26 protein-coding genes and 1 pseudogene are annotated in these 26,349 nt (G+C 60.7%); 17 read left to right on the top strand and 10 right to left on the bottom strand.

Annotated elements, in window-relative coordinates:
- Nucleotides 1–84 precede the first annotated feature (84 nt).
- Nucleotides 85–528, top strand: a complete 444-nt coding sequence (locus J2X76_RS24820) for a hypothetical protein (RefSeq protein ID WP_310220130.1) — start codon at nucleotides 85–87, stop codon at nucleotides 526–528.
- Between the two features lie 2 nt (nucleotides 529–530).
- Complete coding sequence (locus J2X76_RS24815) at nucleotides 531–677, top strand: hypothetical protein (protein WP_310220128.1); 147 nt, start codon at nucleotides 531–533, stop codon at nucleotides 675–677.
- Between the two features lie 283 nt (nucleotides 678–960).
- On the opposite strand, the gene J2X76_RS24810 is transcribed toward J2X76_RS24815, so the two are convergent.
- The 3 genes from J2X76_RS24810 to J2X76_RS31655 all read right to left on the bottom strand — a co-directional run bounded on the left by J2X76_RS24810 (nucleotide 961) and on the right by J2X76_RS31655 (nucleotide 2,711).
- On the bottom strand, nucleotides 961–1,167 hold the full coding sequence (locus tag J2X76_RS24810; protein WP_310220352.1) for a WGR domain-containing protein: 207 nt from the start codon (nucleotides 1,165–1,167) through the stop codon (nucleotides 961–963).
- A 596-nt stretch (nucleotides 1,168–1,763) separates the two neighbouring features.
- Nucleotides 1,764–2,150: a VOC family protein gene (locus J2X76_RS24805; RefSeq protein WP_310220126.1), complete on the bottom strand. Its 387-nt coding sequence runs from the start codon at nucleotides 2,148–2,150 to the stop codon at nucleotides 1,764–1,766.
- A 141-nt stretch (nucleotides 2,151–2,291) separates the two neighbouring features.
- The gene (locus tag J2X76_RS31655) at nucleotides 2,292–2,711 is read right to left on the bottom strand and encodes a GNAT family N-acetyltransferase (RefSeq protein WP_405030083.1); all 420 of its coding nucleotides are present in this window, start codon (nucleotides 2,709–2,711) and stop codon (nucleotides 2,292–2,294) included.
- A 154-nt stretch (nucleotides 2,712–2,865) separates the two neighbouring features.
- On the opposite strand from J2X76_RS31655, the gene J2X76_RS24800 reads away from it, so the two are divergent.
- From J2X76_RS24800 to J2X76_RS24730, 15 genes are all read left to right on the top strand, one after another.
- Entirely contained in the window at nucleotides 2,866–3,513 is a 648-nt protein-coding gene (locus tag J2X76_RS24800; protein ID WP_310220124.1) for a hypothetical protein, read from the top strand.
- A 4-nt stretch (nucleotides 3,514–3,517) separates the two neighbouring features.
- Nucleotides 3,518–3,730: a hypothetical protein gene (locus tag J2X76_RS24795; RefSeq protein ID WP_310220122.1), complete on the top strand. Its 213-nt coding sequence runs from the start codon at nucleotides 3,518–3,520 to the stop codon at nucleotides 3,728–3,730.
- Between the two features lie 686 nt (nucleotides 3,731–4,416).
- Nucleotides 4,417–5,241, top strand: a complete 825-nt coding sequence (locus J2X76_RS24790; RefSeq protein WP_310220120.1) for a lytic transglycosylase domain-containing protein — start codon at nucleotides 4,417–4,419, stop codon at nucleotides 5,239–5,241.
- The gene (locus J2X76_RS24785; RefSeq protein ID WP_310220118.1) at nucleotides 5,238–5,597 is read left to right on the top strand and encodes a TrbC/VirB2 family protein; all 360 of its coding nucleotides are present in this window, start codon (nucleotides 5,238–5,240) and stop codon (nucleotides 5,595–5,597) included. Before J2X76_RS24790 ends, J2X76_RS24785 begins: the two co-directional genes overlap by 4 nt.
- Nucleotides 5,598–5,599: 2 nt before the next feature.
- Nucleotides 5,600–5,926, top strand: coding sequence for a VirB3 family type IV secretion system protein (locus J2X76_RS24780; protein WP_310220117.1), 327 nt, complete (start codon nucleotides 5,600–5,602; stop codon nucleotides 5,924–5,926).
- 3 nt (nucleotides 5,927–5,929) lie between these two features.
- Nucleotides 5,930–8,449, top strand: coding sequence for a VirB4 family type IV secretion/conjugal transfer ATPase (locus J2X76_RS24775; RefSeq protein WP_310220115.1), 2,520 nt, complete (start codon nucleotides 5,930–5,932; stop codon nucleotides 8,447–8,449).
- Nucleotides 8,427–9,596 (top strand): lytic transglycosylase domain-containing protein, encoded by a 1,170-nt coding sequence (locus tag J2X76_RS24770; protein WP_310220113.1) that lies wholly within the window; start codon nucleotides 8,427–8,429, stop codon nucleotides 9,594–9,596. The genes J2X76_RS24775 and J2X76_RS24770 overlap by 23 nt, the downstream gene beginning before the upstream one ends.
- A gap of 23 nt (nucleotides 9,597–9,619) precedes the next feature.
- Entirely contained in the window at nucleotides 9,620–10,411 is a 792-nt protein-coding gene (locus J2X76_RS24765; protein WP_310220111.1) for a conjugal transfer protein, read from the top strand.
- Between the two features lie 237 nt (nucleotides 10,412–10,648).
- A complete protein-coding gene (locus J2X76_RS24760; RefSeq protein ID WP_310220109.1) occupies nucleotides 10,649–11,722 on the top strand; it encodes a type IV secretion system protein in 1,074 nt (357 codons plus the stop codon).
- 128 nt (nucleotides 11,723–11,850) lie between these two features.
- Nucleotides 11,851–12,507, top strand: a complete 657-nt coding sequence (locus tag J2X76_RS24755) for a VirB8/TrbF family protein (RefSeq protein ID WP_310220107.1) — start codon at nucleotides 11,851–11,853, stop codon at nucleotides 12,505–12,507.
- A complete protein-coding gene (locus J2X76_RS24750) occupies nucleotides 12,507–13,331 on the top strand; it encodes a TrbG/VirB9 family P-type conjugative transfer protein (RefSeq protein ID WP_310220350.1) in 825 nt (274 codons plus the stop codon). The genes J2X76_RS24755 and J2X76_RS24750 overlap by 1 nt, the downstream gene beginning before the upstream one ends.
- 10 nt (nucleotides 13,332–13,341) lie before the next feature.
- Nucleotides 13,342–14,676, top strand: a complete 1,335-nt coding sequence (gene virB10, locus J2X76_RS24745) for a type IV secretion system protein VirB10 (protein ID WP_310220105.1) — start codon at nucleotides 13,342–13,344, stop codon at nucleotides 14,674–14,676.
- Nucleotides 14,673–15,722: a P-type DNA transfer ATPase VirB11 gene (virB11, locus tag J2X76_RS24740; RefSeq protein ID WP_113128371.1), complete on the top strand. Its 1,050-nt coding sequence runs from the start codon at nucleotides 14,673–14,675 to the stop codon at nucleotides 15,720–15,722. Before virB10 ends, virB11 begins: the two co-directional genes overlap by 4 nt.
- Complete coding sequence (locus tag J2X76_RS24735) at nucleotides 15,691–18,453, top strand: type IV secretory system conjugative DNA transfer family protein (protein WP_405030088.1); 2,763 nt, start codon at nucleotides 15,691–15,693, stop codon at nucleotides 18,451–18,453. The genes virB11 and J2X76_RS24735 overlap by 32 nt, the downstream gene beginning before the upstream one ends.
- Nucleotides 18,454–18,519: 66 nt before the next feature.
- The gene (locus tag J2X76_RS24730; RefSeq protein WP_310220100.1) at nucleotides 18,520–18,834 is read left to right on the top strand and encodes a hypothetical protein; all 315 of its coding nucleotides are present in this window, start codon (nucleotides 18,520–18,522) and stop codon (nucleotides 18,832–18,834) included.
- A gap of 24 nt (nucleotides 18,835–18,858) precedes the next feature.
- Here the strand turns inward: J2X76_RS24730 and J2X76_RS31650 are convergent.
- The 7 genes and pseudogenes from J2X76_RS31650 to J2X76_RS24695 all read right to left on the bottom strand — a co-directional run.
- Nucleotides 18,859–19,728, bottom strand: a pseudogene (locus J2X76_RS31650) (hypothetical protein); the annotation flags it as partial.
- Nucleotides 19,729–19,897: 169 nt separating this feature from the next.
- Nucleotides 19,898–21,250, bottom strand: coding sequence for an NtaA/DmoA family FMN-dependent monooxygenase (locus J2X76_RS24720; RefSeq protein ID WP_310220096.1), 1,353 nt, complete (start codon nucleotides 21,248–21,250; stop codon nucleotides 19,898–19,900).
- A 27-nt stretch (nucleotides 21,251–21,277) separates the two neighbouring features.
- Nucleotides 21,278–21,928 (bottom strand): NAD(P)-dependent oxidoreductase, encoded by a 651-nt coding sequence (locus tag J2X76_RS24715; RefSeq protein ID WP_310220094.1) that lies wholly within the window; start codon nucleotides 21,926–21,928, stop codon nucleotides 21,278–21,280.
- 18 nt (nucleotides 21,929–21,946) lie between these two features.
- On the bottom strand, nucleotides 21,947–23,200 hold the full coding sequence (locus J2X76_RS24710; protein WP_310220092.1) for an NAD(P)/FAD-dependent oxidoreductase: 1,254 nt from the start codon (nucleotides 23,198–23,200) through the stop codon (nucleotides 21,947–21,949).
- 5 nt (nucleotides 23,201–23,205) lie between these two features.
- A complete protein-coding gene (locus tag J2X76_RS24705; RefSeq protein WP_310220090.1) occupies nucleotides 23,206–24,069 on the bottom strand; it encodes an NAD(P)H-binding protein in 864 nt (287 codons plus the stop codon).
- Nucleotides 24,066–25,100 (bottom strand): ABC transporter substrate-binding protein, encoded by a 1,035-nt coding sequence (locus tag J2X76_RS24700; protein ID WP_310220088.1) that lies wholly within the window; start codon nucleotides 25,098–25,100, stop codon nucleotides 24,066–24,068. The genes J2X76_RS24705 and J2X76_RS24700 overlap by 4 nt, the downstream gene beginning before the upstream one ends.
- A 19-nt stretch (nucleotides 25,101–25,119) precedes the next feature.
- Nucleotides 25,120–26,346 carry an acyl-CoA dehydrogenase family protein gene (locus J2X76_RS24695; RefSeq protein WP_310220086.1) on the bottom strand — a complete coding sequence of 409 codons (1,227 nt, stop codon included), beginning with the start codon at nucleotides 26,344–26,346 and terminating at the stop codon, nucleotides 25,120–25,122.
- Nucleotides 26,347–26,349: the final 3 nt, after the last annotated feature.

Here is a 26,349-nt window from a genome sequence, read left to right as displayed (position 1 = left end):
CCCTGCGGGCGGGCCGAAAACCCCGAGCTTCTGCCCCCGAGGGCAAGAGCAGCACCGTTTCGCAGGACGAAGGAGATCATCCCAATGACAGACATACTTACCGGCTATCTTATCGACGCCAAGGCCGGAACCATCCGCAGCGTGGAGATCAACCGGCAGGACGCTTTGAAATCCATCTATGCCCATATCGATTGCACGTGCATCGATATTGTTCGGATAGGGGATTACCATATCGCCTATTGCGACGATAACGGCCTTGTCGACGGCCTCGAATGCTTCACGCAACTGGCGGATTTTCCGTCGCCGCTTGCGGGGAACCTGCTCGTGACGGGCGAGAACGAGGAAGGCGACAGCGTTTCGCCGACACATTCCATCGATCTCGTGGCGGGCCGGTTCCTGATTTCGCGCGCCGTCTTCGATCCCGCTTTTGAGCATATCGAGGAGCCGGGCATCATCGGCACCCGCGTTGCTGGTTTCACCATTCGGGTTCAGCAAAACCAGCCCACAATCATCGGCTCGGAGGTCTGAACATGGCCGATCGGCAAAAAGAGGTCGAGGTGTATGATACTCCACCGAACCTTGGTGGCAGCTTCACCGTTTCAATCGTCGAGGAAATCGATGAGACAACCGTCAAGGTGCGCTTCTGGTACGGACCCGCCAACATCAACGGGTGGTAAACTTGGCGGGAATGGGGTGCTCGATGTTCACCACGACGCGAGACCGCCTCGCAAAGAAGCGCATCATGCCGCTCTTTTCAAATCGCGCCTAGATCGAAGAAAAGAAGGGGAGGGGCCGGAACGGCCCTTCTTCCGATTGGGAATGCCGCTTCGCCAACCTAGCTACTCGATCGGCCGAATGAAGTCTATACACCCCCTTGAAGGTATGGACCCGGAGCCTGCGCCCGCGCATCGAACCCCGGCGCAGGCTTTGCTGCGCAGGCCAAGCTCTTTTTGTGGCCGGTCAGTAGACCGTCTCCCGCCCGGCGTGGGGTCTCAATCCGTATCCGCGAGAGCGCTTCTGCCTGAGAAGTGCGAGGAAGAGCTCGACCGCTTCTTCCTCGCGCTGGAAATGATGCACCAGCCTTCGCCCTGGAGCACCGATGCGCTCCCATCGACGGATGAGGTACGGCGTGCTGGCCGAACTGGTGAGAGATGGCTGGTGAGAGATGGCAGGATAGGCTAATGGTATACCATCAGCCGTTTCGCCCGAGGGGCGATCGTCGCCTAGGCGAGTCCAGTGGTATCGGCGCCGACAATTCTAGCTCAATCTGGAACCGTGCGAGCTGAGTGCGCGATTGAATTCGGGCCGATAGGAGGCGGAAGGTGGAGTCAGCCTTGGAGGGTGCGACCCGCTTCCGACCGGGCAGTTACCAATAAGCGAATCGGCGAATAGGCGACTGCGCTTAACAGCGTTTGAGGCAATCGGCAAACAGGTAAACGCGCACTTCGGCGATTGCGGCAATGCGCGATCGGTGGGTCCGCGAATAGACGAATACTCCAATACGCGAATAGGCGAACCTGGAGCCGACCGATTCAGCGAACGCGCTGGTAGGCAATGGGCGGAATGAGATCATGAGCGCTGGAGTGAATTGGTGACGGCACCGATAAGCGAACATGCGCACGCACGGTGGCATAGCCGGTCCAACCAAGAATAGCGCCGGCCCCCAGCTCGGCGTCAACGCATGATTGGCCGTCGCGATACCGTTGGCTGCCTTTTTGAGTAAGCTGTTTCATCTGTAAGGACCTAAACCCGCCAGAACGAGCTTAGGAAACTGGCGACTTTTGCACGATACAGAAAAGATTTCCGTCCGGGTCTTGCAAGACCACGTAGTCAGCGTTCTGGGGATAGCGCCACGGATATTGCTTCGCTCCGATCGTCAACAAGCGACGTACCTCTTCCTCCTGACAATCGGTATAAAGGTCCAGGTGGAGCCAGCTTCTCCGCCAGCCACGGCGATCGCGAGCCTGAAAGGAAATATTGGGGCCATGACCGTTAGGATCACAAAGCACGATCCAGTCATTGCTTGCGGGCGCACGCGGTACATAATGCAAGGCTTCCTGCCAAAACCCGACCATGCGTTTAAATTCGTAACAATGGATCACGATCGAACCGATTTTTATCATCTGAAACTCCGAAATCTCGGGATTCATTCGTTGCTGCCTTGCATCTGGCAACACAGAATAGGTTCTGCACCAAGCTACCCAGCGCTATCGCGACAATCTCGGATTTCGGCGACAACGACAACGGCATATGGTCCCACGAGACCACGGCTTAGGCTGGACCCTCGCATCTCAGCAATCGCGCGACCTGCGATAAATTGCTTGAATGAAGCCCTCTGCATCGAGCTCCGGCAGAATAGTGAAACCGCACCGCCGGCAGCATGCAATGCTGCCGACGTTGTCGGGAGTAATCCGGCCTTCGAGAACCTGATAGGCTTTCCCCGGGCCGGACTGAAAAGCCGACAGTACCGCCGTGCCAACGCCCCGCCCTCTAAGGTCGGGGCGCACGGCAAGGCGACCTGACCGTGTGGCCAAATCGGCATTTTTAACCAAACCAATTTTGCGATCTTGAGCGATCGGTTTCGGGCTGCTACAAAATTGTACTGTAGTACGAGTTTGATCTCGGAAAGCCGGATGCCTTGCCAGTGACGTTTCTGGTCTGCTGCAAGGCAGCGGGCGTCTGGCCGACGCCGGCGTTGCGTGGCTTTCCATCGGTGAGACGGGTCTTCCACTGACAAGCCAGCGATCCCTACTGACGAAGGAATGGTACAAGGTTCCGGTCTGCGTCCACTGCCCGGATTGCGGTGCGCAAACCCGGGCCGCCGGAATTGTCGTCGGATCGTCAAGCCTGGTAAGTGTCGCCGGATTGTCGGCTGATAGTGATGACCTGAAGACGCCGTGGGCGCGGCTTGGTGCCTTCGCGTTCGTCGAGTCGCTCGGCGGTCGCACCGAGAATATGGAGCGTTTCGTTGTCGGCCGTTTCCACAACGCATTTGCCTTGAGAAGCGATCAGTTGGTGTCGATCTGCGAGCACTGCGCGGAAAATCTCACGCCGGGCCAGCTGCGGTCGGCCGTCATGAACGGGTTCGTGCATCTCGGACAGCGGCGGCTGCTGATCAATGAGCGCTTGCTGTTGTTCTCGTCAGCGGCGGTGCTGACCGAATTTCACGGCGGCACGTCGATCGAAGAATGCGAACTGCCTCATCCGGATTACGCCTTGATGCTCATTTGCGACACGGAGAGCCATGGCGGTGAAACCGGGACCCTCGAATTATGGCATAGCATCGAGCGCAACGACTACGCCATTGTCGTCAAGGGGCATCGGGGTCGCGAGATGTTTCGCGACGGTCTCAATGACGATCTGGCGGAGGTCGTCGCAACTATCTCCAGACTTGGGCCGGTGCTGACCGAACTGCGCGTGGCCCAGACCTCGTCGCCCTTCTGCGGGCTCGCCCGCGATCTCTTTCTCGAAGCCCTCGAACATGCCGGCTATCGGCAGGAAACCAGGAGATGAAGCCGTGCGGATCTGGACTGCATTGTTTTGGCCGATGGCCATTGCGATTCCATTAGCCGGATGTGGGCAACTGACGCAGGCGCAGCGACTGCTGCCGCCAGAGCCGTTTGCATATCTCACTCTCGCCGCCTGCAGAAACTATCCAAGCAATTCGTTGAGTGCCAGCTGGAATATGGCGCAGAATTTCAACGTCATCGTCTCGGCCCCGTGCAGCTGATCTCACGCGATCTTGCCAGGGGGCTTAGTGGTCATCGCTTTCAGGTACTCACGTGCTGGCAAGCGCCCAGGGTTCAGCGGGAGCTCCCGAATTTCACATGCCGAATCTATGATAGCCGGTCGGCAGCCGATCTCCGTTCGGTTTTGGTCAAAGGCGGCACCGCTGTGCGTTTGTCGCGAATTTTCGGCGATCGAGAGCAGATCGAGTATCGTTGGAAGCCGGATCGATGGTCGCGCCTATCGGATTGAATTCCTTGGATATCCGATTGGATAAGGCTGTCTCTTTGCATCAAAAATTGTACTGCAGTGCAACTTTGGAGTTGATTTCCGCCGAAGAATGAAGTTCAAAATTTGTACCGAAATACAAGTTTGACTGGTTTGGTGATGGATCGCAGCTCGCATTCTTCTGTGAAAAGACCGCTAATCCGTTGGCCACGCAGCGCCATCTGGTCTGCCGTGACGTCCGCGTTTCTCTTTACCGGATCGGCCGCCAGTTCGGCCGATAATGGACCACAGCCGGCAGCCGGAATCCCCGATCAAGCGGTGCTTCTCCGTCTCAGGGAGGCCGGCGCGCTCGCGACGCGGATTGCCGCATCGTCTGGTCCTGTTGAAGAAAGGCGCCTCCCACCGCCATCAATCGATCTCGCCAGTTTCAACGAGCGCTTTGCGGGGAACTTGGAGACCGACATGCTCGCGCCAAGCCCGCGTCACCTTGATCAAGTCGGGATTGATTACGGGGGCCTCGATTCGGAGCGACCGGGAGAAGCGGCAGGAAGCACGAGAGCGCGGCGCCAACGCGCCGTGCTCTCACCGATGAGCGTCTTCTCCTTTAACTCAGGCGCAGTCCTGCCGCTCAGCGATCCGCGTAACGATGCCGACGCTGCGCTGATGCAGCCCCGGCCTGACCTGCGTTCCGGAATGCCTCATGGCTATACCAAGCTCGCCCTGACAATCGCAGCCGAGGAGGGGGTCGATCCGAACTGGGTGCTGTCGATCATGCGGGCCGAAAACGCCGGGTTCGATCCCCAATTGGTCAGTTCGACCGGCGCGATCGGTCTGATGCAGGTGATGCCGAAGATCGGCGAGGCTTTCGGCGCGCATGATCTCACGGATCCCGAGCAGAATATTCGAGCCGGCACGCGGTTCCTCCGCGTTCTTATCGACAAGTATGGAAACCCGGTGCTTATCGCATCGGCCTATAATGCCGGCGAGCCTCGTGTCGACGCCCATTGGTCGCTGCCGCTGATCCGCGAAACTGCGGACTATGTGACGCGGGTCGTCGGCTACTACACGGGCGCAGCGGATTTTGCTCCGACTCCGCAGGTTGGCCGGCCTTCTCGTCCCGACCCGAGTCAACCAGGCCGAATTAGGCCCGCAGGCCGGGCAAGATCCCCAATGCTTGTCTTCTCGAGTGCGGACCCGCACGCACCGGAAACTCGCCTTCACCAGGTGGAGGAGGCGAACCAGCTCGGCAGTCCGCTGAAAATCGTCAAGGAAGAGGTGCATCAATGAACATACTCGCAATGGCAGTGCTTTGCGGTAGCGTCGTCTGCCGTTCCATGGCCAAGCGCAGGTGGGTCGGCCATTCCGCAATGGTGCTACTTGCGACCACGCTCCTGGTCGTCAGCCAATACGAGCCGGCCGCGGCGCAAAACCTCGATGCCTTGCAGAACGCCGCCGATCGGCTGGTGCAGTTCTTTACCGGCCCGTTCGGTCGCTCCGTTGGAGCAATCGCCTTCATCGGCATGTTTCTGGCGGCTGCCTTTGGATACTGGTCGTGGGGAGCGCTGCTTCGCGTTGGAGGAAGCCTCGCGGGCATGTTTGCCGCCGCCGAACTCGTTGATTTTCTCGCTGGCGGAGGGTCTTGAGTATGGCCGGGTCTACCCAAACTCCTGCCGGTGGCGACGAGTATATCGAGTGCTATCCTGTCATTCTCGCCCTGACCCGTCCGCCGACGGTCATGGGCATTCCGTACACCTATTTCCTGGCGGAATGCTTCGTCTCGCTGATGGTGTTCATGATCCTCGGATCGATCCTCTGGTTCCCGGTCTCCTTCGTCATCCTGCACACCATTCTCTATGTGCTGACCGTCAAGCTCGACCTCTGGTTCTTCGACATCGTCGGCAGGCTCAGCCTGTGCGGCATCAACCCGCTCGGGCGCCGGCTCGGCGGCGGCATCCGGACCTATGGAGCTTGACCCATGAGCACGATGGCAAGATCGCTGAAAGGAAGCTTGTTGAAGGGGCGGGAGATCTTTGCCGATCGCAGTATCTCAGCCCATGTCCCGTTCTACGTGCCGATCGAAAACGGCATCATCCGGTTGAAGAACGACTGCCTGGTCTCGACCATCAAGTTGACGGGCTTCTCATTCGAGACCGCCGATATCGAGACGATCAACATGTTGCAGCGCCAACGCAATGCGGCGTTTCGGGCGATTTCGTCCATCGGCAATTTCGCGCTCTACACCCATGTCGTCCGAAGAAAGGTGGCGCCATCGCTGCCCTCGAGCTTCGCCGATCCATTCATGCGGCGCCTCGACGACGTCTATCAGTCACGCATTTCTAGAAACGAGATGTTTGTCAACGACACCTACGTCTCGCTGGTGGTGCGTCCGCTTTTCAAAAAAGGATCGGTGCTCTCCCGAGTCATGGGCGTGGGCGGCAACGTCGCCCGCAAGGAGCAGTTCCGGGCGATGCGCGACAAGCTCGTGGAAGCCACGAGAGCACTGGAAAAGTCCTTATCTGCCTATGGCCCGAAGGTGCTGCGAGACGTGCAGCGCATCGAGGCCGATCTTGGAAGCGGAAAGACGATCTATCGCGATCTCACCGAGGATATGGTGGTCGAAGAGGGCACGCGGAAGATCTGGTTCTCGGAGCAATGCGAGTTTTTCTACACCCTTCTGAACGGAGGGAAAGTCAGACCGGTCCGTCTCGGCAACATTCCGATCGACGAGATGCTGCCGGCACGGCGAACGTCGATCGGCAATCGGATCATCCATCTCCAAGGCGATACGCAGGACGACGACCGCTATGCAGCGATGGTGTCGCTCAAGGAATATCCGCCGGAGACCGGCGCCGGCATGCTCGACTATATCCTCAAGCTGCCGTTCGAGATGGTGGTGACCCAGTCGATGTCGTTCATCGAAGATATGGCAGCCCGCAGCCGGATCGAACGGCTCGACCGGCAGATGTCGAAAGCCGACGAAGGCGGCTCCAGCGTCCAGGCCAATCTCGACATCGCCCGCGATGAGCTGGCGCGCAAACGCGTCGCGTTCACCGAGCATCATCTGACCGTCATGCCCGTCGCGAAATCGACCGGCCAGCTTGATGACGCGGTCGCGTTGATCGGCAATGAATTGGGCGCGCTCGGCGCCTCCTATGTCCGGGAGGACCTGAACGCGGAACCGGCCTATTGGGCGCAGCTTCCCGGCAATCAAGCTTATATCGCGCGCCGAGCTTTGATCTCGACGCTCAATTGCGCAGGCCTCAGCAGCTTTCATGCCTATCCCTATGGGAAGCCTGACGGCAATCATTGGGGACCGGCGATCACCATCTTCGAGACGACATCAGGCACGCCGTTTTTCTTCAATTTCCATCAGGGTGATGTCGGGCACACGACAGTGTTCGGTCCTACCGGTTCCGGAAAGACCGTGATCATGGCGTTCCTGATCCTGCAGGCCTACCGGGTCAGCCCGCGTCTGAAGACAATCGTTTTCGACAAGGATCGTGGCCTCGACATCATGGTGCGGGCCGCCGGCGGGACCTACATGACGCTCGAACCTGGCGAGCCGTCGGGCTGGAACCCACTGTTGCTCGACGATACCGAGGAGAACCGCGTTTTCCTCTACGGCCTCTTGAGCTTCATGCTGAAGCCTTCGAAAGAAGACGAGAGCCTGACGCCCCAGGAAGAGGCGACCATTCGCAACGCGATCAAGTCGGTCCTCAAGACGAAGGACAGGTCGTATCGCCGTCTGTCGTCGCTCCGCGCCCTGCTTGCCGGCAGCGAGCGGACCGAGGGCAGCTTGATCGCACGGCTCGACAAATGGGTCGATCACGGCCCCTATGCCTGGCTCTTCGACAATGCCGACGACAATCTCGATATCTCCCGGCCGATGATCGGCTTCGACATGACGTCGATCCTCGACGACCCGCCGGTGCGCACGGCAGCCCTTCTCTACATGTTCCACCGGCTGGACGCGATCTATGACGGCAAGGCGCCGATCATCAACCTGATGGACGAAGCCTGGAAGCTGCTCGACGACGACGAGTTCAAGCGCACCATGAAGGACTATTTCAAGACCATCAGAAAACGAAATGGTCTCGTCATCTTCGGTACGCAGTCGGCCGATGACGTGGTGCAGTCCAGTGTCAGCCGGACGATCATCGAGCAGACCTCGACCAACGTCTTCTTTGCCAATCCTAAAGCCGACGAGAACTCCTACATGGATCACTTCGGCCTTTCACGGGCCGAGTTCGATTGGGTCAAGAACGGCGACCCGAGCTCGCGCTTCATGCTGATCAAGCAGGCGAAGAGCAGCGTCATCGCACGCGTCGACATGTCCCACATGCCCGAGTTTATCAAGGTGCTGTCGGGCCGGGAAGAAACAGTCCGCGAGGTTGAGATGCTGCTCGACGAATATGGCGGCGATCCGAAGAACTGGCTGTCGAAGTTCTGCACTTGGGAGGGGGATGCGTTCGATGACCAACGCAAAGCTTCCTGAGCGGGCTTCGGTCAGCGCTCTGGTGCTGGCTGCGGTGATGACCTCTGCCGCCCACGCACAGGTGCCAGTGATCGACGATGCCCGCCGGAACATTCAGCAGGCAACCGAGAACTGGTACAGGACCTACCAAGCCGATACCCAGGCATTCAAAGGTGCATCGGGCGGAACGACGGACAGCGTGGCGCCCGGTCAAGGCTCTGGCGCACCCGCTGATTGCTCGGCAGAAGGTATGGCCGGGGACACCGCTCCTGCAGGGCAATCGAAGCGGACGCCGAGCCAGCAGGAAGTCGCCCGAATGGTCGAGGACGAGGCGATCCGCCAAGGCGTCGATCCGAATTTCGCGCTTGCTATCGCCGAGCAGGAATCGCGTTTCCGGCAATCTGCGCGATCCGCGGTCGGCGCCACCGGCGTCATGCAGCTGATGCCGGGAACCGCAGCAGGGCTTGGCGTCAATCCCTACGACCCTCGAGACAACATCCGCGGCGGCGTCAAATACATCAAGCAACTGCAAGGGATGTTCGGTAGTCGCTATGACCTGATCGCCGCCGGCTACAATGCCGGCCCTTATCGCCAATCACTCCAGAACGGCCAGATTCCCAACATCCCGGAAACCCAGGATTACGTCAAAAAGGTTTCCGCCTATTACAGCCGCAACAAGGCGCAGAATGGCGACCGCACGCCGGCGGGAGACACTGCCGTGTCGGAAACCGTGAGCGACAGCCAGGGATGCGGCGAACAGCTGAAGAAAGCTTTCGATCGCAACACCGAGGCTCAGATCGAGCGCGGCAACGTGTGGAACGAGTTTGTTCGCAAATCGACCGAGGCTAACCAGCAATATCTGCAGCGCCTGCAAGCCGGGCTTCGATCGTCGTCAGCGAACCTGCGCGGCTCGGGCAGCGGCAATGCGAAAGACCAAGATGGCTCGCTTGTCATGGCGCAGATCCAATGCCCGTCGACGATCATCGATACCGGCAGCACTCGCTGCTTCGCCGTGCCGTCGACCGCGACCACCGAACAGATCCAGCGATGGCTCGAGGATCTCCAGGAACAGGCGCGCGCCAACGGCACCGTCGCGACCTTCTCTGCGATGGAGGATCCGGCCCTCGGGCTCGTGACGGTGGTCGAGGCCAGGCCGACCGCGAATTGAACAGGCAATGAGAGGACAGGCAGATGAGAAAACTCGTTATCGCGACAGCGCTCAGCATCACCGCCATATCGCACGCTTCTGCGCAGGTGCCGGTCAAGGATTCGGCTAATATCTCGATAAGCCAGGAGATCGAACGGCTTTCGAAGCAGATTCAGGAAGACACGTCCGTCGTCAAGGACAACACGACGAAGACGCTGCAGGCGATCACCGGCGATCGCACCCAAGACGCCGGCCAGTTCGCAAGACTTGCTACCGGCAACGGATTCAGCATGGGGCAGGCGCCGGATTTCAACAGCATCCTGTCGGGAAATCAGGCGCTGTTCGGCGGGATTGGCGGCGAGTTCCAGAACACGGCGGCCAAGCTAATCAACGGGCTCAATCTGGTGAAGATGGTCGTCGATACCGTCAAGGGCGGCGAGCTATCAGGTGCCAATCAGGCTTACTCGCAAGGTATCAATACGCTGACGACGATGACGGCACTCACCGACGCCATGAACAGCGCCTCAAAGGACCGGCAGAATTCCTTCATGCAGGCGACGCAGCAGATCGGCACGGCGCAGGACCTGAAGGGGGCGCTCGAGCAGAACACCCAGATGGTGCTGCAGGGCAACCAGACCGCCAACGAGGCGGTCGGCTCACTCAACAATCAGGTCATGCTTCTGAACCAGCAATATAAGGCAGCGCTCGCGACCTCGTCCCAGAACCTCAAGACCTTTGCGACACTTCCCGACAGCGTCATGCGCGATGGCGGAACTGAACAACAAGGGGCCTCCGTTCGCGACCAACTGCGCGCATTCGAGGAACAGTCTCAATGAGGCTGATCCTCGTCCTGATCCTCGGTTGCGTGGCGCTGAGTGGCTGCGGCGGAAAATACGAGCAGCTGGCGAAATGCTCGGCTGATGAAAATCCAGTGCCAGCTCTCGGATATGACGACGCTCTGAAGCCAACTCCGCCTGTACAGGCACTGTCGGCGGCGATGAGGGACGATTGCGGTCCGATGCGGCCAGTCAATCAATTCTAGGCAGTTCTGGGAACCACTTTTAGGATGCGAGATGGATCCGGTCAGCTACGCGATCAATTTCTATGGCGATGCGTTGCGATACTTCGACAAGATCAACGAAGCATCACTCGAGCGCGCCTGGGGGCTATTTGCCGAAAACAGCAATCTCGTCTCCGGCATCCTCGCGATCTTCCTGATCCTGTACTTTCTCTGGGGCGCGCTCGGTCTGTCGAGCGTCGCGCTGCAGGACATGGCGGTCACTGCCGTCAAGCTTGCGCTCGCCTACGCCCTGATCATGTCCTGGGCAACGTTCTACGACAATATTGGCCAGTTCGTGCTCTCCACGCCCCAGGATCTCGGCTCGGCGATTTCCTCAGTGATGGGCGGGCAGTCGGCTGGAGCGGATCTTGTCAGCCAAGTCGCCTCGATGGCCCGCAAGGTCTACGACTTCGTCATGCAGCTATTCAATTCCTATGAATCCGGCTGGCTGCCGAACGTCACGGGTGCCGTAGTCGTCTTCATCGTACTCGTCTTCGGCCTGCTGCCGATGCTGCTGATCCTCACCGGCGTCACGCTGTTCGCCAAGATGATCACCGCCGTCATGCTGGCGATCGGCCCGATCGCCATCCTCTGCTATTTCTTCGGCATCACCCGGTTTGTTTTCGACGCCTGGGTGAGAGGCGTCGCCTACGGCATGTTCATGCTGCTCTTCACCTACATCATGGCCGGGCTGTCGTTCGGGTTTCTCATCGGCATGATGGACACGATCAACGGAGACATGGCCACCAAGGAGAACGCGCTGGCGATCGTCTTGGCCATGGTGCTCTACCTCGCACTGATCTCGTACTTCATTTTCCAGGTGCCCGATTTCGCCCGCACCTTCGCTTACGGGACAGCCGTGTCGGGTGTACCGGGAGGGGGCGGCGTCGATGCTGCTTATGGCGCGGCTCGGCGAAAGCTTTTGGCCAGCAATTCGAGGGCCGGGCAGGCCTCTGCGGTTACTCTTGGCATGTTGGCAGGCCCAAGAGGAGCAGTGACTGCAGCGGCGCTCGCCGGACGTGGCGGCATGGCAGGTGCCGGCGCTCTCGGACGAATGCTGACCAACCGCCGCCGCAACAGCGAATGACGACACGGCGACGGGATTGATTTCAAGATGATGACTTCGAGGTTCGGCATTTGGCATTGTTCAAAAGGCAATTGAGGGCCACCCCGGCCGAACGTGTCCCAGGTCCTCAGGACATCTACGATCAGCACTTGTCGTGGGGAGAAAAAAACCGGTCTCTTCGCACGCTGATCGGTCTCATCCTCCTGGCGTTCGCCGTTGCCGGCTGGGCTGTCGCTGGCGTGCTGTCGTTTTCGGTGGCGCAACTTTTTCCGCTCGTTCGCACCGAGGTCGTTCCGCTCATCGTCGACAAGAACACCGGCTATATGGAGACCGTGACGACGCTCGACAGGGATCGATCGAACGTTTCAGAAATGCAGGCCGTGCGTGCGTCATTCGTCGGCAATTATGTTATCCGGCGCGAGACCTACGATCCACGCTATCTTTCTGACAATTTCGACATGATTGCGCTGTGGTCGGAGCCGGGTTCACAGGCCTTCAAGGATTACGAAGAGTGGATGAACCCGTCCAATCCGCGGGGGCCGGTGAAGACGATAGGCGCCATCGGCGACATCCGACCGGAGATCCTCTCGGTCAATCCCCTCAATCCCTCGACCATGGCCGTGCGGTTCGAAACACGGGAGCGCCGCCGCGGCGGCGAGGTCGTCAATCGCTGGTCGGCAACGGTGCGCTACCGGCAGATCAATCTTCCCGCCAGCAACCGGGTTCGGCTCTATAATCCATTGGGATTCGTGGTGACCGAATACGCCAAAGTCCCTGAGACCATGCCGTCGGGGATTGCCCCGTGATGAGATGGGTGGCTGCATTCTTCCTCTTTCTGCTGCTCTCACCGACCGTCGCTCATCCCGAACTGCTGGCACGGCCCGGACGGCTCGACCCTCGTGTGCGCTCGCTTCCCTATTCGGCAGAGCAGGTGTTTCAGGTGACGGGCACCTACGGACTGGTGACGACAATCCTCTTCGGTTCGGACGAGGAAATCACCCAGGTGGTCGCGGGCGACACTGTTTCCTGGCAGATCCTCACGTCGGCCGACCGGCGTTCGCTGACATTGAAGCCGATGGAGAAGGACGCGGCGACCAATCTTTCTGTCGTGACCACCAAGCGGACCTACTCGTTCGATCTGCGCGTCAACGACAGCAAGGCAATGCAGAACCAGACATTCAAGCTGAAGTTCATCTACCCCGAGGATGCCGGCTTGAAAGGCACGGCCGAGCTTTGGAAACAGGCTCAGGACGCCGAGCGCAATCCGAATATCAAGAACATTCGCCGCGACAAGGTCAATTACGACTACGGCTTCAAAGGAAGCGATGTAGCCAAGCCGCTGTGGGTATTCGACGATGGGCTCAAGACCTTCATGAAATTCACGGGCGACGTTCCGGCGATCTTCATCGTAGACGGCAGGCGCCGCGAGAGCCTCGTGAACTACCGCCGCGAGGCCGATTACATCGTCATCGACAAGGTCTCACGACAATGGACGCTGCGCTACGGCACCGACAGCGAAACCTGCCTCTTCAATCTTCGGACTGCCCCTGCCGATATCCCGGCGCCGATCGAAGGCGCGGTCGCACCCAAGCGGATCGGAGCCGGCAACCCGCAACCCCAACCGCGATAGGAGGCGCCCCATGTCCGATCCCAACTACCACTCGATCGACAACGATACCGCCATCGGAGGACAGGTCAGACGTTCCGGGATAGGATTGATGCGTCCGGTCGCGCTCGTGGCGGCAGTCGCCGGCGTTGGCGTGATACTGTATTTCCTCCTTGCGGGCGGAGAGAGGGAGCCGACCGTCGATACCGCCCCGCGTGAGGAGTTTCGTCCAGCCCAGGCAAAGCGCAATGAAGGCTTCAAGACGCCGGCGCCACCGCCACTGCCGACTGTGGAGGTCCCCGAGGCCCCGCCGCCCCCACCTCCGCCGCCAGCACCTGTCGTGCCGGCCGCCGCTCCGGCCGCACCTCCTGCCGAAGTCGACTGCACACGAGGCAAGAACCCCGACAACCCGCGGTGCATCGAGCTCGCGCGGGATGCAAAACTGCTGGAGCGCGTACGTTCGTCGGCAATTGTCTTCGATCAATCGGACCAGACGAGTGGCGCGGGCCGGGCGTCCAGTGATGGTACGGGCGCGGGCCTATTCGGCTCAGGGGTCGGGACGGGTGCCCAGCCGGCGACTGCCACGGATGGCGGCGGTGCGGTCGACAATGACCGTGCCTTTCTCAAGTCGATGGGCGGGCAGGGGGTGGACGTTTCCGTCGCCACGGAAAACCGCCGCACCGACGCCTGGATCCCGCAGGGCACGATGATCCGCGGGACGCTGGAGACGGCGATCAATTCCGACCTTGCCGGCATGGTCAAGGGGGTCGTGCGCGAGGACGTCTATTCCTTTGACGGGCGTCGCATCCTCATACCGGCCGGTTCGTCGCTGATCGGCGATTACAAATCCGGCGTCGAACGCGGACAGGAGCGCATTTTGATCGTCTGGACGCGGATGATCCGTGGCGACGGCGTCTCGGTGCAGCTCGGCTCCTACGGTACTGACCGGCTTGGCCGGTCAGGCATGACCGGTGTCGTGGACCGGAAATATTGGGAGCGGTTCGGACCGCCGGCGCTGATGACGCTGATCGGCGGCGCCACGCAATACATCGCCCAGCTTGGCCAGAAGGAAGATCGCTACATCACCATCGTCAACGATAATGGCAGCGTCACCCGCATCCCGCAGGACAATGGCGAGACGTCACAGGATCGTGCCCGCGAAATCGCCGCTGAAACCATCGCCTCCGGCATTCAGCAATTGGGCACCGAAGCCTTTCAGGACAGCCGCAACATCCGGCCAACGATCCATATTCCGCAGGGCTCCGACATCAACGTCTTCGTCACACGCGATCTTGATTTCGCCGACCTCTACCCCGACCCGGTTCGCGAGCGGTTCGAGAGCTTGCGCAAGCAGAGATACGGCAAATGAACGCACGTCCTGCAATCTCCGCCGAGCAGCATTTTCTGGCAGAGGCGCTGGAACCGATCCGTGGCTTCCTTGACGATCCCGCCGTCGTCGAGATCTCCTGCCAGCGCAGCAACGAAATCTGGCTCGAAAAGATCGGCCAGCTCAGCATGGTCAGACAAGACGTCGGCGACCTGGATCAGGAAGCGATCCGGCACATGGCCTCACGGGCGGCATCGTTTACCAAACAAACCGTCAATGCCGAGAATCCGTTATTGTCTGCGACGCTCACCGGCGGCGAGCGTGTCCAGTTCGTTTTGAATCCCACGTCTGCAACCGGCCACGCTTTTTCGATCCGCAAGCAGTTCATCCGCCGCTTCGATCTTAACGACTATGAAAAGGCTGGCGCATTCCGCTTCACCAAGGTCACTGGAGATGACTATATCGACGATGTCGATATCGAACTGTCGCGGTTGCTGCGGGCGGGCAGGGTTCGGGATTTCCTGGAACTTGCCGCGATCAACCACCGCAGCATGCTGATCTCCGGCGGGACGTCGACCGGCAAGACGACGTTCCTCAACACCATGCTAACTGCCATTCCGAACCATGAGCGGTTCATCCTGATGCAGGATACGGCCGAGCTGGAGCCATGCCAAGAGAATGTCGTGTCGCTGCTCGTCTCGAAGGGCGGACAGGGCGAAGCCAGGGTCACCATGACCGATCTTCTGGCCACGGCGCTTCGTCTGAGGCCCGATCGCATCTTCATGGGCGAGTTGCGCGGCGACGAGGCGTTCGACTTCCTGAATGCCATCAACACCGGGCACCCGGGCTCGATGTCGACGATCCATGCGAACTCGCCCCACCATGCGTTCAACCGTCTTTCGACGCTGGTGCTGAACAGCAATGTGCGCATGGAGCGCGACGATATCATTCGATACATCCGCTCGATCATCCCGATCGTGGTCCAATTGAAGAAGAGCGATGCCGCCGGGGGCCGAGGCGTCAGCGAAATCTACTTTGCCGATGAGGTGGACGAAGATGGCAAGCGTATTCACGCACACCGAAACTGACCGCCCGAAATGGACTGGTCTGCAGCGCGTCTCGCTGTTCACCTTGCCGCTCACGTTGTTCGGACTTGCCATGATCTGGCTGGCCTTCTTCACGCTGATCTATGATGCGTATATTTCCTCTTTCGGGTCGGCCTCGTACTTTGACTACGTCGCGCGGGTGCGCTTTGTCGACGCCATTCGCTACACATTGTCGATCATCCACTCCCGCAATACAGTCGGACTGTCCCTCCTGGCGTTTGCCCTTTCCGCGCCGTTTCTGTTTTTTCTCCTTTCCCTCTGGATGCTGAAAGGTGGCCGGGCGCTGTCGCGCAAGATCCTATACCTTCTGCATGTCCGGTCGATGTTCAGCCTGATCGCTCACACGGCTCTTATCTTTGCCGCTGCTTATGGGGGTGTCGTCGCCTACGGCGTTGCCTTCTATCTCGTCGTCACCAAGGCTGGTGAATATGCCGAGATTGCCGGCTATTTTGGCAATCATCTCGCCGCCATGTACCAGGCGCCGTTTGGGGCCGTCGACGCTGCCGGCGTCTATCAAAAGCCCTCCCGGCAGACGGTGCTCGCCGCACTGGCTGGTCTTGCCGCCGCCGGTGCGCTGATCGGCTTCCCGATCGGCGCGGCAATCCAGAAACGCCAGCGGATGATCATGGGCCGGGCGCGCCTCGCGACACTGAAAGATGCCGCCGACTTTCGCCTGCGCGACAAGCATGGCATCGTGCTCGGGCTGAAGCAGGGGCTTTTGCTGCGCAATGACGGCGACCAGCATGTGATGCTGATCGGTTCGCCCGGTCAAGGCAAGTCTCGCGCCTTCGCCATCCCGACGATGATGAGTTTTCAAGGGTCGCAGGTCGTGCTCGATATGAGCGGTGAGCTCTACAAGCAAACCTCCGGTTATCTCAAGCACAAGGGTTACGAGACCTTCCTGCTGGCGCCCGGATCGAAATTTACCGACGGCTATAATCCGCTCGATCTCATCGGCACCGACCCCTACGAGCGGATCACCGACCTTCAGAAGATGACGCAGATGTTGTTGCCGGAGCGACTGCGGTCGGACTCCTCAGACTTCTGGGAGGAGAGCGCCAGGATCTTGCTGACGGCAATGCTCGGCTTTGTCCTTGAATGCCCGGACACACGCAAGTCGCTCAGTGAGCTTTACCGTATCCTCAATTCGATGTCAGACGAGCGCAAGGCAATCATCCAGTTGCTGGAAAATTACGAGGACGTCCTTTCCGACCAGACCCGCATGCAGCTCACCAAATTCGCCGGTCGCCATGAAAAACTCGGCGAAGGGATCGCGGCAGAGATCGTCGCCAAGCTCAATTTCCTGCAGAACCCGCTGGTCGAGGCGCTGACTTCGATCACGTCAATCCCGATCGACGTCATCCGAAAGCGTAAGCTCGTAATCTACGTCCAGGCCGACTGGAACGCGATGCAGATCTACGAGCGGCTGATCTCGATGTTCATCCAGCAGATGGCCGACAAGCTCGTGCAGATGGGTGAACTACGAGATGGCGAGCACGAAGTTCTCATGATGCTCGACGAATTCGGCAATGGCGGTCGCATCGACACGGTGCTGACACTTGCTCCCTTGATCCGCAAGAACGGGGTGCGTTTCGTCTTCATCCTTCAGGACGGTGCCCAACTCGAGCGATTGTACCAGCGCTCGGGCCAGAAGATCCTGATGGGCGCGTCGACGATCAAGCTGTTCATGAATTTTCAGAACCAGGATGATGCGACAGCGGTCTCGCTGGCGGCCGGCAAGACCACAGAATGGGTGGAGCAATCGTCCTATTCCCATCGTCATGGTCGCAGGCAACGGTCGATCTCGAAAGTGCCGGTTGCTGTCGATCTTCTTCCGGTCAATACGCTGATGATGATGAGGCCAGAAGAGGCGATCCTGCAGGTCACCGGCATGCCGCTGATGCGCATCATGAAGCTGGACTCTAGTGGCGAACGGATGTTCTCCAAAGTCCGCAGATTTAGGCCGGTACCCAGACCTTGTATGAAGCCCGTCGAATGGACGATCGCCGACAGCGACAACTGCACATTCGTCGCGCCGGGAGCGTCGAAAGTCGCGAAACAAGCTGACTGGAACGTCGGCGGATCTGCGGGAACCGACGTCGATTTTGCAGCTGTCGAGCGGCCGAGACAACCACAAGATCTGCGCTTCATCGTCAAGGAGGGCGTTCGTCATGTCTATATTTCCTCACTTGATGAACTGCGTCGCCGTTTGGATCTCGATGAGAACCGCGCGGCCGGAGTTGCTGAAGAAGAGTTGCAGAATGCGGAGCAACAGCCGGAACGAAATGCGAGGCGTGGATCTCGCACCGTGCCCGCTGATGACATTGATCTCGATATCGATAACGAAAAGCTCAATCGAAACACCTATTCGGCATCTTCTGCGCGGCGGCGCAATCAGCGTGACAGTTCCTCAATCTCCCCGCACGCCTCCGTCGACCGGGTGTCCGGATCGGCCGTCCTTCGGCGCCAGGAGGTCAGGGAGGCGTTTGGAGACGATCTCCAGGCCTTGAACGAAGCAATTTTCCAGCAGGGGGAGGAGAATACGATCGAGCCGGCGGATTTGAATCCGGATGTCGAGCTGCTGATCGACGCCCTCTCGGATCGCCTGACGGAGGAGAGGTCAAGAGCCTATCTACGCGAATTCGCCCACACGGCGCGCGATCCGCTGCGCGAAGATGGCGAGCCGTCGGAACTTAGGTCAGATGAGATATAGCCGCGCGGCGGCCGCGAGCATTATGGCGCACCGCCCGACTGTCAGGAGAAGCATATCAGGGCCAGGATGAACACCTTTCGAACGTCGTGTTCGGACGAGCGCAGTCTTGAGCGGACAAGGGCCGACCCCGGCCTTTGGCTAATGGTGAAAGAGCGCGAAATTGAAATGCGCGCGATAATGACCGAATTGAAGCGCCTGGACGCTGACCCAACTGTAATTGACCGCTTGTTTCCGAACCGGCTGAAGCCGCGGCTATCGGAACTTGCTGATGACCTCGTGTCGCGCATGTTCGGGAGCTGCCCTCCTGAGATGCTGGCGCCTGTTCAGGAAGCCTTGGTGGCAGCCGCTAAACGTGAGCTGGCCGCCTCGCCACATCAGTGATCGACATTGTCCCTCCCAGCCTCGTCATCGGATTGCGGCAGAGCAGATCTTATCGATCACCCAATCTTTGAGGCGTCTGGCGCATTCGCTTCGGCGAGGTCCTCGGGAAAGAGACTGAAGATCGGCCCGAGGTAATTCATGCGCGGCCCGATCTTGTCCTTGGCTTTCCGGTATTCTTCGGTCTCGATACCGAACGCCTCGATGATGAGCGTTACAGGCCGATATTCCCCTTTGGTCGCCTCTATCAGGAAGTCCGAGCGGCACAGCCCGAGCGGCGTCTCTAATGCAAAAAGCGGCTTGGTGATCTTCACACGCAGTTGCGGATCGCGTCGAACAAGGACTGCTGCAGCCAAAACAGCAGATCCGAAACGGCCCTTTCAAAAACGGATCCACCGAAACAGCGTGTCGCCGTTATAGACCGGCTGCGCATGGGCCTGGACTGCCCACTCCGGCCCCTCGTCATCATCCTGAAAAAACGACGTTGAGCAAACTTAGAAATGGGCCGCGATGCGCTGGATCGCCGCGAATCGGTTGCCGCACTTCCCGAGCACCTCGATCGGACGCCATGACGATGCCGGCATAATCGCCTGGGCAGGCACCCTGTCTTGAAAAGCAGCATGAAGCCAGTCCAGCGGTGGATTGCTGGCCAATCCGGTAAGGAGATTTTGAGCAGCCGCTGCCAACAGCCGTCAGGTCCCGCGACTGCCGCGAGGCGGTCGGGAATTGAGGGCAGCGCGTCGATGTAGCTGCGATCGGATTTGGCACCGGTCGAATGTGATAAGTTTGATCGATGAGGGCTGGCGGTGCGTCCTTATCGGCATGAAAGGGCCAGGTGCGTGCGTGGTTTGGATTTTCCCCGTGCCGAAGAGGGGTGTCGTCCCTAGGTCTTAGCCGAAGCGCAGCGACCTCCGTTTCGGTGAGTTCGACCAGCGCATGGACGGGACTGCTACGGGCGACCCCGTTCTAAATCTAACGGCAGTCGCGTCCTGCGCGGCTTTTGACAGACGCGGAAGAGTTCGTCCAGCTTTCATCGCACGGCCGCGATGCGTTTCAAAGATCGTGCTCAGCCCAGCCGGGAAACGGCGGCGCTCCTTTCGGTGCCGGTATCGGCGTCCGGAAAGGGCAGGCCATACCGTTCGCGAACGGTTTTCTCTTCGTACCGGGTACGATAGACGCCGCGGTCCTGAAGGATCGGGACGACCTTCTCTACGAACTCCTCGATATCATCCGGTGCGCGGGGCGGCTGCAGCGTGTAGCCGTCAACCGTGCCATCGGCCCAAAGATCGATGATCGCATCCGCCACTTCCTCGGGCGTACCGAGAACCAGCCGATGATGCCCTTCCGACCTGCGCACGGCTTGCCGTGCCGTCAGTCTTTCGTGGGTGAGAAGATCGGACAAGCCGAGCCCCATGCCGACGGCCTGCAGCCGGTTTGCATCCGGGATGAAACGCTCCGCATCCAGAACGGCGTCCGGATCGAAACCGTTCGGGTCGATGCCGTTTTCCTTGACGAAGCGGGCGATCAGGCCGTCTTCGGAACCGGCGCCGCTGAAGAGTTCATGCTTGCGGAGTGCTTCCTCGCGCGTCTCGCCGATGATGGCGACGAGGCCGGGCACGATGCGGATACCGGAGGGGTCGCGTCCGAATGCGACTGCCCGGTCCTTCACCTTTTTGCCGAAGGCCTTGCCGGCCGGCCGGGAAAGGATGTTGCAATAGATGATCTCGCCGTGGCGGGCGGCGAGGTCGATGCCACCTTCCGAAGCGCCTGCCTGGGCGATGACCGGATGACCTTGCGGACCGACCGGCACGTTGAGCGGACCCCTGACGGTAAAATAGGCGCCCTGGTGATCGATCGTGTGGGCGCTCGTCGCATCCCAGAAACGGTCTTCCGGCACCTCGCCCTCGCGGGCCGGATCCCAGCTCGACCAGAGCTTCTTGGCGACGTCGAGGAATTCGGAGGCCCTGGCGTAGCGTTCGTGGCGCGGTGGCAGCGGCTCCGATCCGAAATTGGCGGCGACGTTGGGATTGAAGGAGGAAACGATGTTGATGATCAGCCTGCCGCCGGAAACGATGTCGGCCGACTGGGTGCGGCGCGCCAGATTATAGGGCGAGTTGTAAGTGGAAGACATGGTCGCGACAAAGCCGATGTCCGGCACCTGGGCGGCAAGTGCGGTGCAGAGGATCAGCGGATCGATCGTGTGGAAGGGACGTCCGTTGGGATCGGTCATGAGCGCCGGATGGTCGGAGAAGAACACGGCGTCGAACAGACCCCTGTGCGCAAGCTCGGTCAAGCGCCGGTAGTAGTCGGGATCGGTAATCTCGTGCCGGGTGCCGGTGCGGTATTTCCAGGCGCCCGGAAGGTAGCCGGTGGTATTGATGCCGACGTTGAGGTTGAGTTTGCGCTGTTTGCTGGTCATGCGTCTGGTTATCCTGGGGCAGGGCGGTCAGTAGGCGGCGGTGAAGCGGCGGCGGACGAATTTGCGCCTGTCGAGCTCGTCGAGAATGGCGATCGCGAAATCGGCTTCCGAGATACGGCTTTCGCCGGCTTCGTCGCGCAGCAGCCGGTCCTCTCCGAGGCGGAACTTTCCGGTGCGCTCGCCGGCCTTGATGGAGAGCGGCGGCGAGACATAGGTCCAGTCGAGGTCGTGGTCGCCGCGCCTGAGGCTTCGCAGGATCTCCCGGTTGCGCAGCGTGTGGGCTTTGTGTTCGGCGGGGTAGAAATCGCTGTCGACCACGTCGATGCCGGGACTTGCCTCAAGACTGCCGACGCCGCCGACGATGATGAGGCGGCGCACGCCCGCTCGTTTGATGCCGGCAAACAGGGCGTCATGAGCCTTGCCGATCAGTTCGGCCGCATCTTCCGCAGAGTGACGGCTCAGGCCGGGACTGTAGGCGCTGATCACCGCTTCATGGCCGGAAACAATCTTCGCGACATCGTCGGCATCGGCGATATCGGCCTTGAGGGCGGTCAGGCGCTCCTCGGCTTCAAGGTCGGTTGAGCGGGTGACGGCGGTAACCCGGTGCCCGCGAGACAGCGCTTCCTTTCGGATATTGCTGCCGATATTGCCGGAGGCGCCGAAGACGACGATGGACATGGGATCTGTTCCTTGAGTTTATCGCGGAGCCGCAACCGCCGGAAGCGGCCGGCCGGCGCCGACATTGCTGAGCATTGCGGACAGGGAGGAACGAACCGCTTCGTAGCCGTGTGCGCGCATGGCATTTTCATAGTCGTGGACGGCGGCGGTCTGCGGCTTTCCGTGGCGGCGGGCGGCAACGAGCTGAGGTACGAGAAGGCCCGTATCGTAGAGTGCGGTATTGCCTCCGAGCGCACGAAAATAGGTCATGGCATGGATGGCGTCGCCGAGCAGGGTAACGGGGCCGGTCTGCCAGACGGCGCCGGGCGTTGAGCTTTTCACCTTGAGGAAGGCAACCGTCGAGGGATCCGTATGGCGGATGAGTTTCAGGATACGCTCGTCCCAATGGGCGATCCGCGCGAGGAGCGTTTCGAGCAACGCCCGGCCGTCAAGCGTCTCGAGCGCCCTGTCCGGCCCGAGTTCGTCGGTGTCATAGGCCGTGTTCCACCAGGCATAACTGGTCGTGTTGTTGAAGTGGAACCCCGGAATATCTCCGTGGCTCGGGTCATCGGCGCCGATCAGGCCGTGACGGGCATAAGCGGCCGGATCGACCCGATGGCTGGTGATCATCAGCGTGCGGCCGTCGCGCGGCCGGACATGCGTGTTGAAATCGGTCAATAGCGGCGAGATGCCGTGACGCTCCGCGTCCGCGAGCGTGATCTTGCCGGCCAGTCGCCGCACGCCGGTGTCGATGCTCGAGAGATCGGGCAGGAGCTGGCGCCGCACCGGCGATCCCGCCCCATCGGCACCGATGAGCAGATTGGCGCGCACCGCCGAGCCGTCCGCAAAATGGGCGATTACCGTGTTATCCGGCTGAACTGCGTATCGTTCGAAATGTTTGCCGCTATGAAAGATAGCGTCGAGACCGGAAAGCAGGATCTGGCGCAGCGTGATGCGGCTGACGGATTTTTCGACATGCGTATCTTCCGGCTCGACGCTGCCGCGACCGGTATCGTGGAGCCGGTTGAATTGCTCGTCGAGTGCGAGGTTTTCGGTCGGCGCGAGGCCGAGCGTATCGAGGAAGGCCTCGTAAAGATGCGGCGGCAGGTTGGCCTGAAGCGCATCGATGCCCCGCTGGCGGATGCGCATGCGAAAACCCTGCACGTAATCGGCGCGGACCGGGTCGCGTTCGAAGACGGCGGTGTCGATGCCGTTTTTCTTCAGGCCCTGCGCAAGTGCCAGACCGCCCGGGCCGCCGCCAATGATAGCGATGTCGATGAAAGGAATGCTCATGAACTCTATCCGGCGAGCGCCGCTTGCGCGGCAAGATGTTCGAAGATGAAGGCTTCCACGCTGCGCGGCGGTCGACCGAGAAGAGAGGCGACCACATCCGTCGTCACCGCAGCGCGGCCGGCGGCGATCAGGGTCGAAAACTGCGCAACGGCGCGGTGCTCGAAATCTGCGTCCGCCGCGACGGGAGAAGGTGCCTTTGCGATTGCCGCAACCCTTCGTCCGAGCGCGGTCGCGATGAAATCGGCAATCTGCCGCGGCGTCTTCACGTCGGGACCGGTGAGGTTCAGGGCGCCGCCGGTGATCCGGTCGGCGAGAAGCAGGTGAATCGCGACGTCGGCTATGTCGCGGGCATCGATATAGCCCACGCCGGCATCGAGGTTTGCCGCCGTCACCGGATGGCCCGCGCGAACCTGCCTGATCGTATTGGCAAGCGATACCTGCATCCAGGCGTTCGGGCGCAGGCAAACGGACTCGACCGGCAGGCGGCGGAGATGCTGCTCGACCGCGGCATGAGCGTCACCGGCAATCGAGCTGCCGGGCGGGTCGATCGTCCAGTCCGAGCCGGAAATCTTCACGATGCGCCGGACGCCGGCGGCTTTTGCCGCGTTCACAACCGCGATCTGACTTGCAGCGAGGCTCGGGCTGATCGGTGACAGCAGCAGAAGGCGGTCGATGCCCCGCACGGCAGTGTCGAGCGAGAGGCGGTCGGCAAACTCTCCCGGCACGATCCGGACAGTCGTTCCGAACAGTTGGCGCGCGGCATCCGGGTGGCGGGTGAGGGCGTGGACGGGCAGCTTCTGCGCGACGAGCCGCTCCACGACGAGCTGGCCGAGCCTTCCGGTCGCGCCGGTGACGAGGATCGGGCTCATGCGGCCAGCCGGCGGTTTGCCGCTTCGAGCGGCCTGTGGTCGATCCAGGCGGAGACGTTAAAATCGGCCGGAATGAAGTCCCATTCGACCAGGAAGTTCTTGAAATGGTCGAACGCGGCGATCTGGTCCGCCTCGAGCGAGAGCGCCAGATGCCGGTATACGTCAGGACCATTTGCCGCCCAGATCGCATCTTCGCCAACGCCGATCTCATTGGCGATGAAACCTACCGCTTTGGCGGGATTGACTTCTGCCCAGGTCGCCACTTCGCCGATGGTTTCGACCAGATCCGTGACCAGATCGAGATGCTCGTCGAGGAAGCGTGCATCGACGGTGAGCGGGCGGGGCGTGCCGTTGTTGATGCGGATCCTGGCATCCGGGTGGAAGCCGAATTCCGAGACGACGGTGGCACTGATCTGATTGGCAAGCACGATGCCTTCTGCACCCTTGACGAAGAAGGCGTCGATCTCGCCCCGAGCGAGCGCCAGAAGTTCGTCGCCGTAAGGATAGCGGCGCTTCAGGCCGAGAAAGGCAGCATTGCCCCGTTCGATCAGGGTGGCCTCGGAGCTGTCGAGATAAACGAGGTCGATATCCGCATGGGTCAGGCCCTCAAGCGACAGGGCGGAGACGATGCCCTTCAAGGCCGTCGCTCGCTGGAAGTCGACGATCTTTTCGTCGGGCCTGCGTGGCACACCGATGCGCCGCCCCTTCAGGTCGGCTCCGTTTCTTATGCCGGATGAAGGCAGCGCTATGATCGCCTGGAATTCGTCGGTGGTGGTGATGCCGACGACCCGGGTTTCCCGGCCGCCGGAGCGGGCCCAGATCGGCGGGATATTGCCACCCTGCCGGAACGAGTAGTCGAGCGCATGGGTGAAATGGCTCTGGCGGACCACAGGGTCCTTGCTGTCGCGGATCGAATGGACGGCGATGCCGGAGGATTGGAACCGGCGGTCGATCCACCCGAGCTGGTGTGCGATCGAGAGCGGCGTCGGGGCCGGGCAGCGGGTGTACCAGACCGAGGAAAGGGATGACATGGGAGGCGCTCCTTGACTATCAGCCGACGACGGCGAGGCGTGGTTGCGGATGAGGACGGACGGGCACCGGTTCGAGCGGAGCCACGGATGCGGCGGCATGCCTGCCGAGTGCCGCCTTGGCCAGCATGGTGCGGATCAGGTTGTTCTGCGGCGCATGCGCCTTGCCCGAAAGCGCATCGCGATGATGCCGCTCCAGGGGGTTGTCGCGGCTGATGCCGGGATTGCCGCCAAGCTCCAGCGCCAGCGTCGTGGCCGCGATGGCGTTTTCCATGGCGATATGCTTCACGGCGGCAGCATCCTGGCCGAATGGCCGGCCGGCGTCGAAATCCTCGGCGATGGAGCGCAGCAGGCGCTGGTTTACCGTCAGCCAGACCTCGATCTGGCCGATGCCGTCCTGAATTCGAGGTACCGTTGAAAGGGGAGCGCCGAGACTTGCGGGCGTCCTCTTCGACGTGAAGTCGATCAGCCAGTCGCGGGCGCCGCGGGCGGCACCGTCATAGATCGCCGGAACCAGGCTGAAATACCAGGCCCCCAGGCGTTCGTCGCGTTTGATGCCTTCGCTGGCGGGCGCCATGTCGAGCACGTCCTCCAGCGGGATCGCGACATCGTCAAGGATCAGATCGTCGCTGTTGGTGGCCCGCATGCCGGTGGCGTTCCATGTCTTTTCCACCCGGATGCCATCGGCGCTGGTCGGCACAAGGAAGGAACCGAGGCGCGGCTCCGGCTCGTCGGTAATGGCAAGAACCGAGACCCAGCGCAGAAGCGGAATACCGGTCGCATAGGTCTTGTGGCCGGTGATCCGCCACTCGTTGCCGACTTTGCGGGCGATGGTTTCCGGCGGCGTGCCATGAGAGGGCGAGCCCACACGCGGCTCCACCTGTGCGGCATTGATGAGCGCCACGCCCTCACGATTGGCCTTCGTAACCCGATCGACCAGATGTTCCGGCCACTTGCCCGAAGCACGGATCGCATAGTGCTGGTTGTAGTGCATGGAAAGGACGAGCGCGGTGGAGGGCTCGCCGCGCGCGATGGCAGAAACGACCGCCAACGCTTCCGTCAGGCCGCCGCCGAGGCCGCCATGTTCGACGCCGGTCACGAGGCCAAGCAGCCCGGCCTCGTGAAGCGCGTCGAAATTGGCAAAAGGAAATTCGCCCGTCTCGTCATAGTGCCGGGCGGTAAGCGCAAAGCGCTTTCCCAGTTTCTCGGCTTTGGCAATCACCGGTGCAAAATCGATCGAAGCGGTCATAAA

The organism is Neorhizobium sp. 2083, from assembly GCF_031455615.1.
In the GTDB taxonomy this organism is placed as follows: Bacteria; Pseudomonadota; Alphaproteobacteria; order Rhizobiales; family Rhizobiaceae; genus Neorhizobium.
The sequence above is the reverse complement of the archived record's forward strand: the minus strand, read 5'-3'. Positions and strand labels throughout refer to the sequence as shown.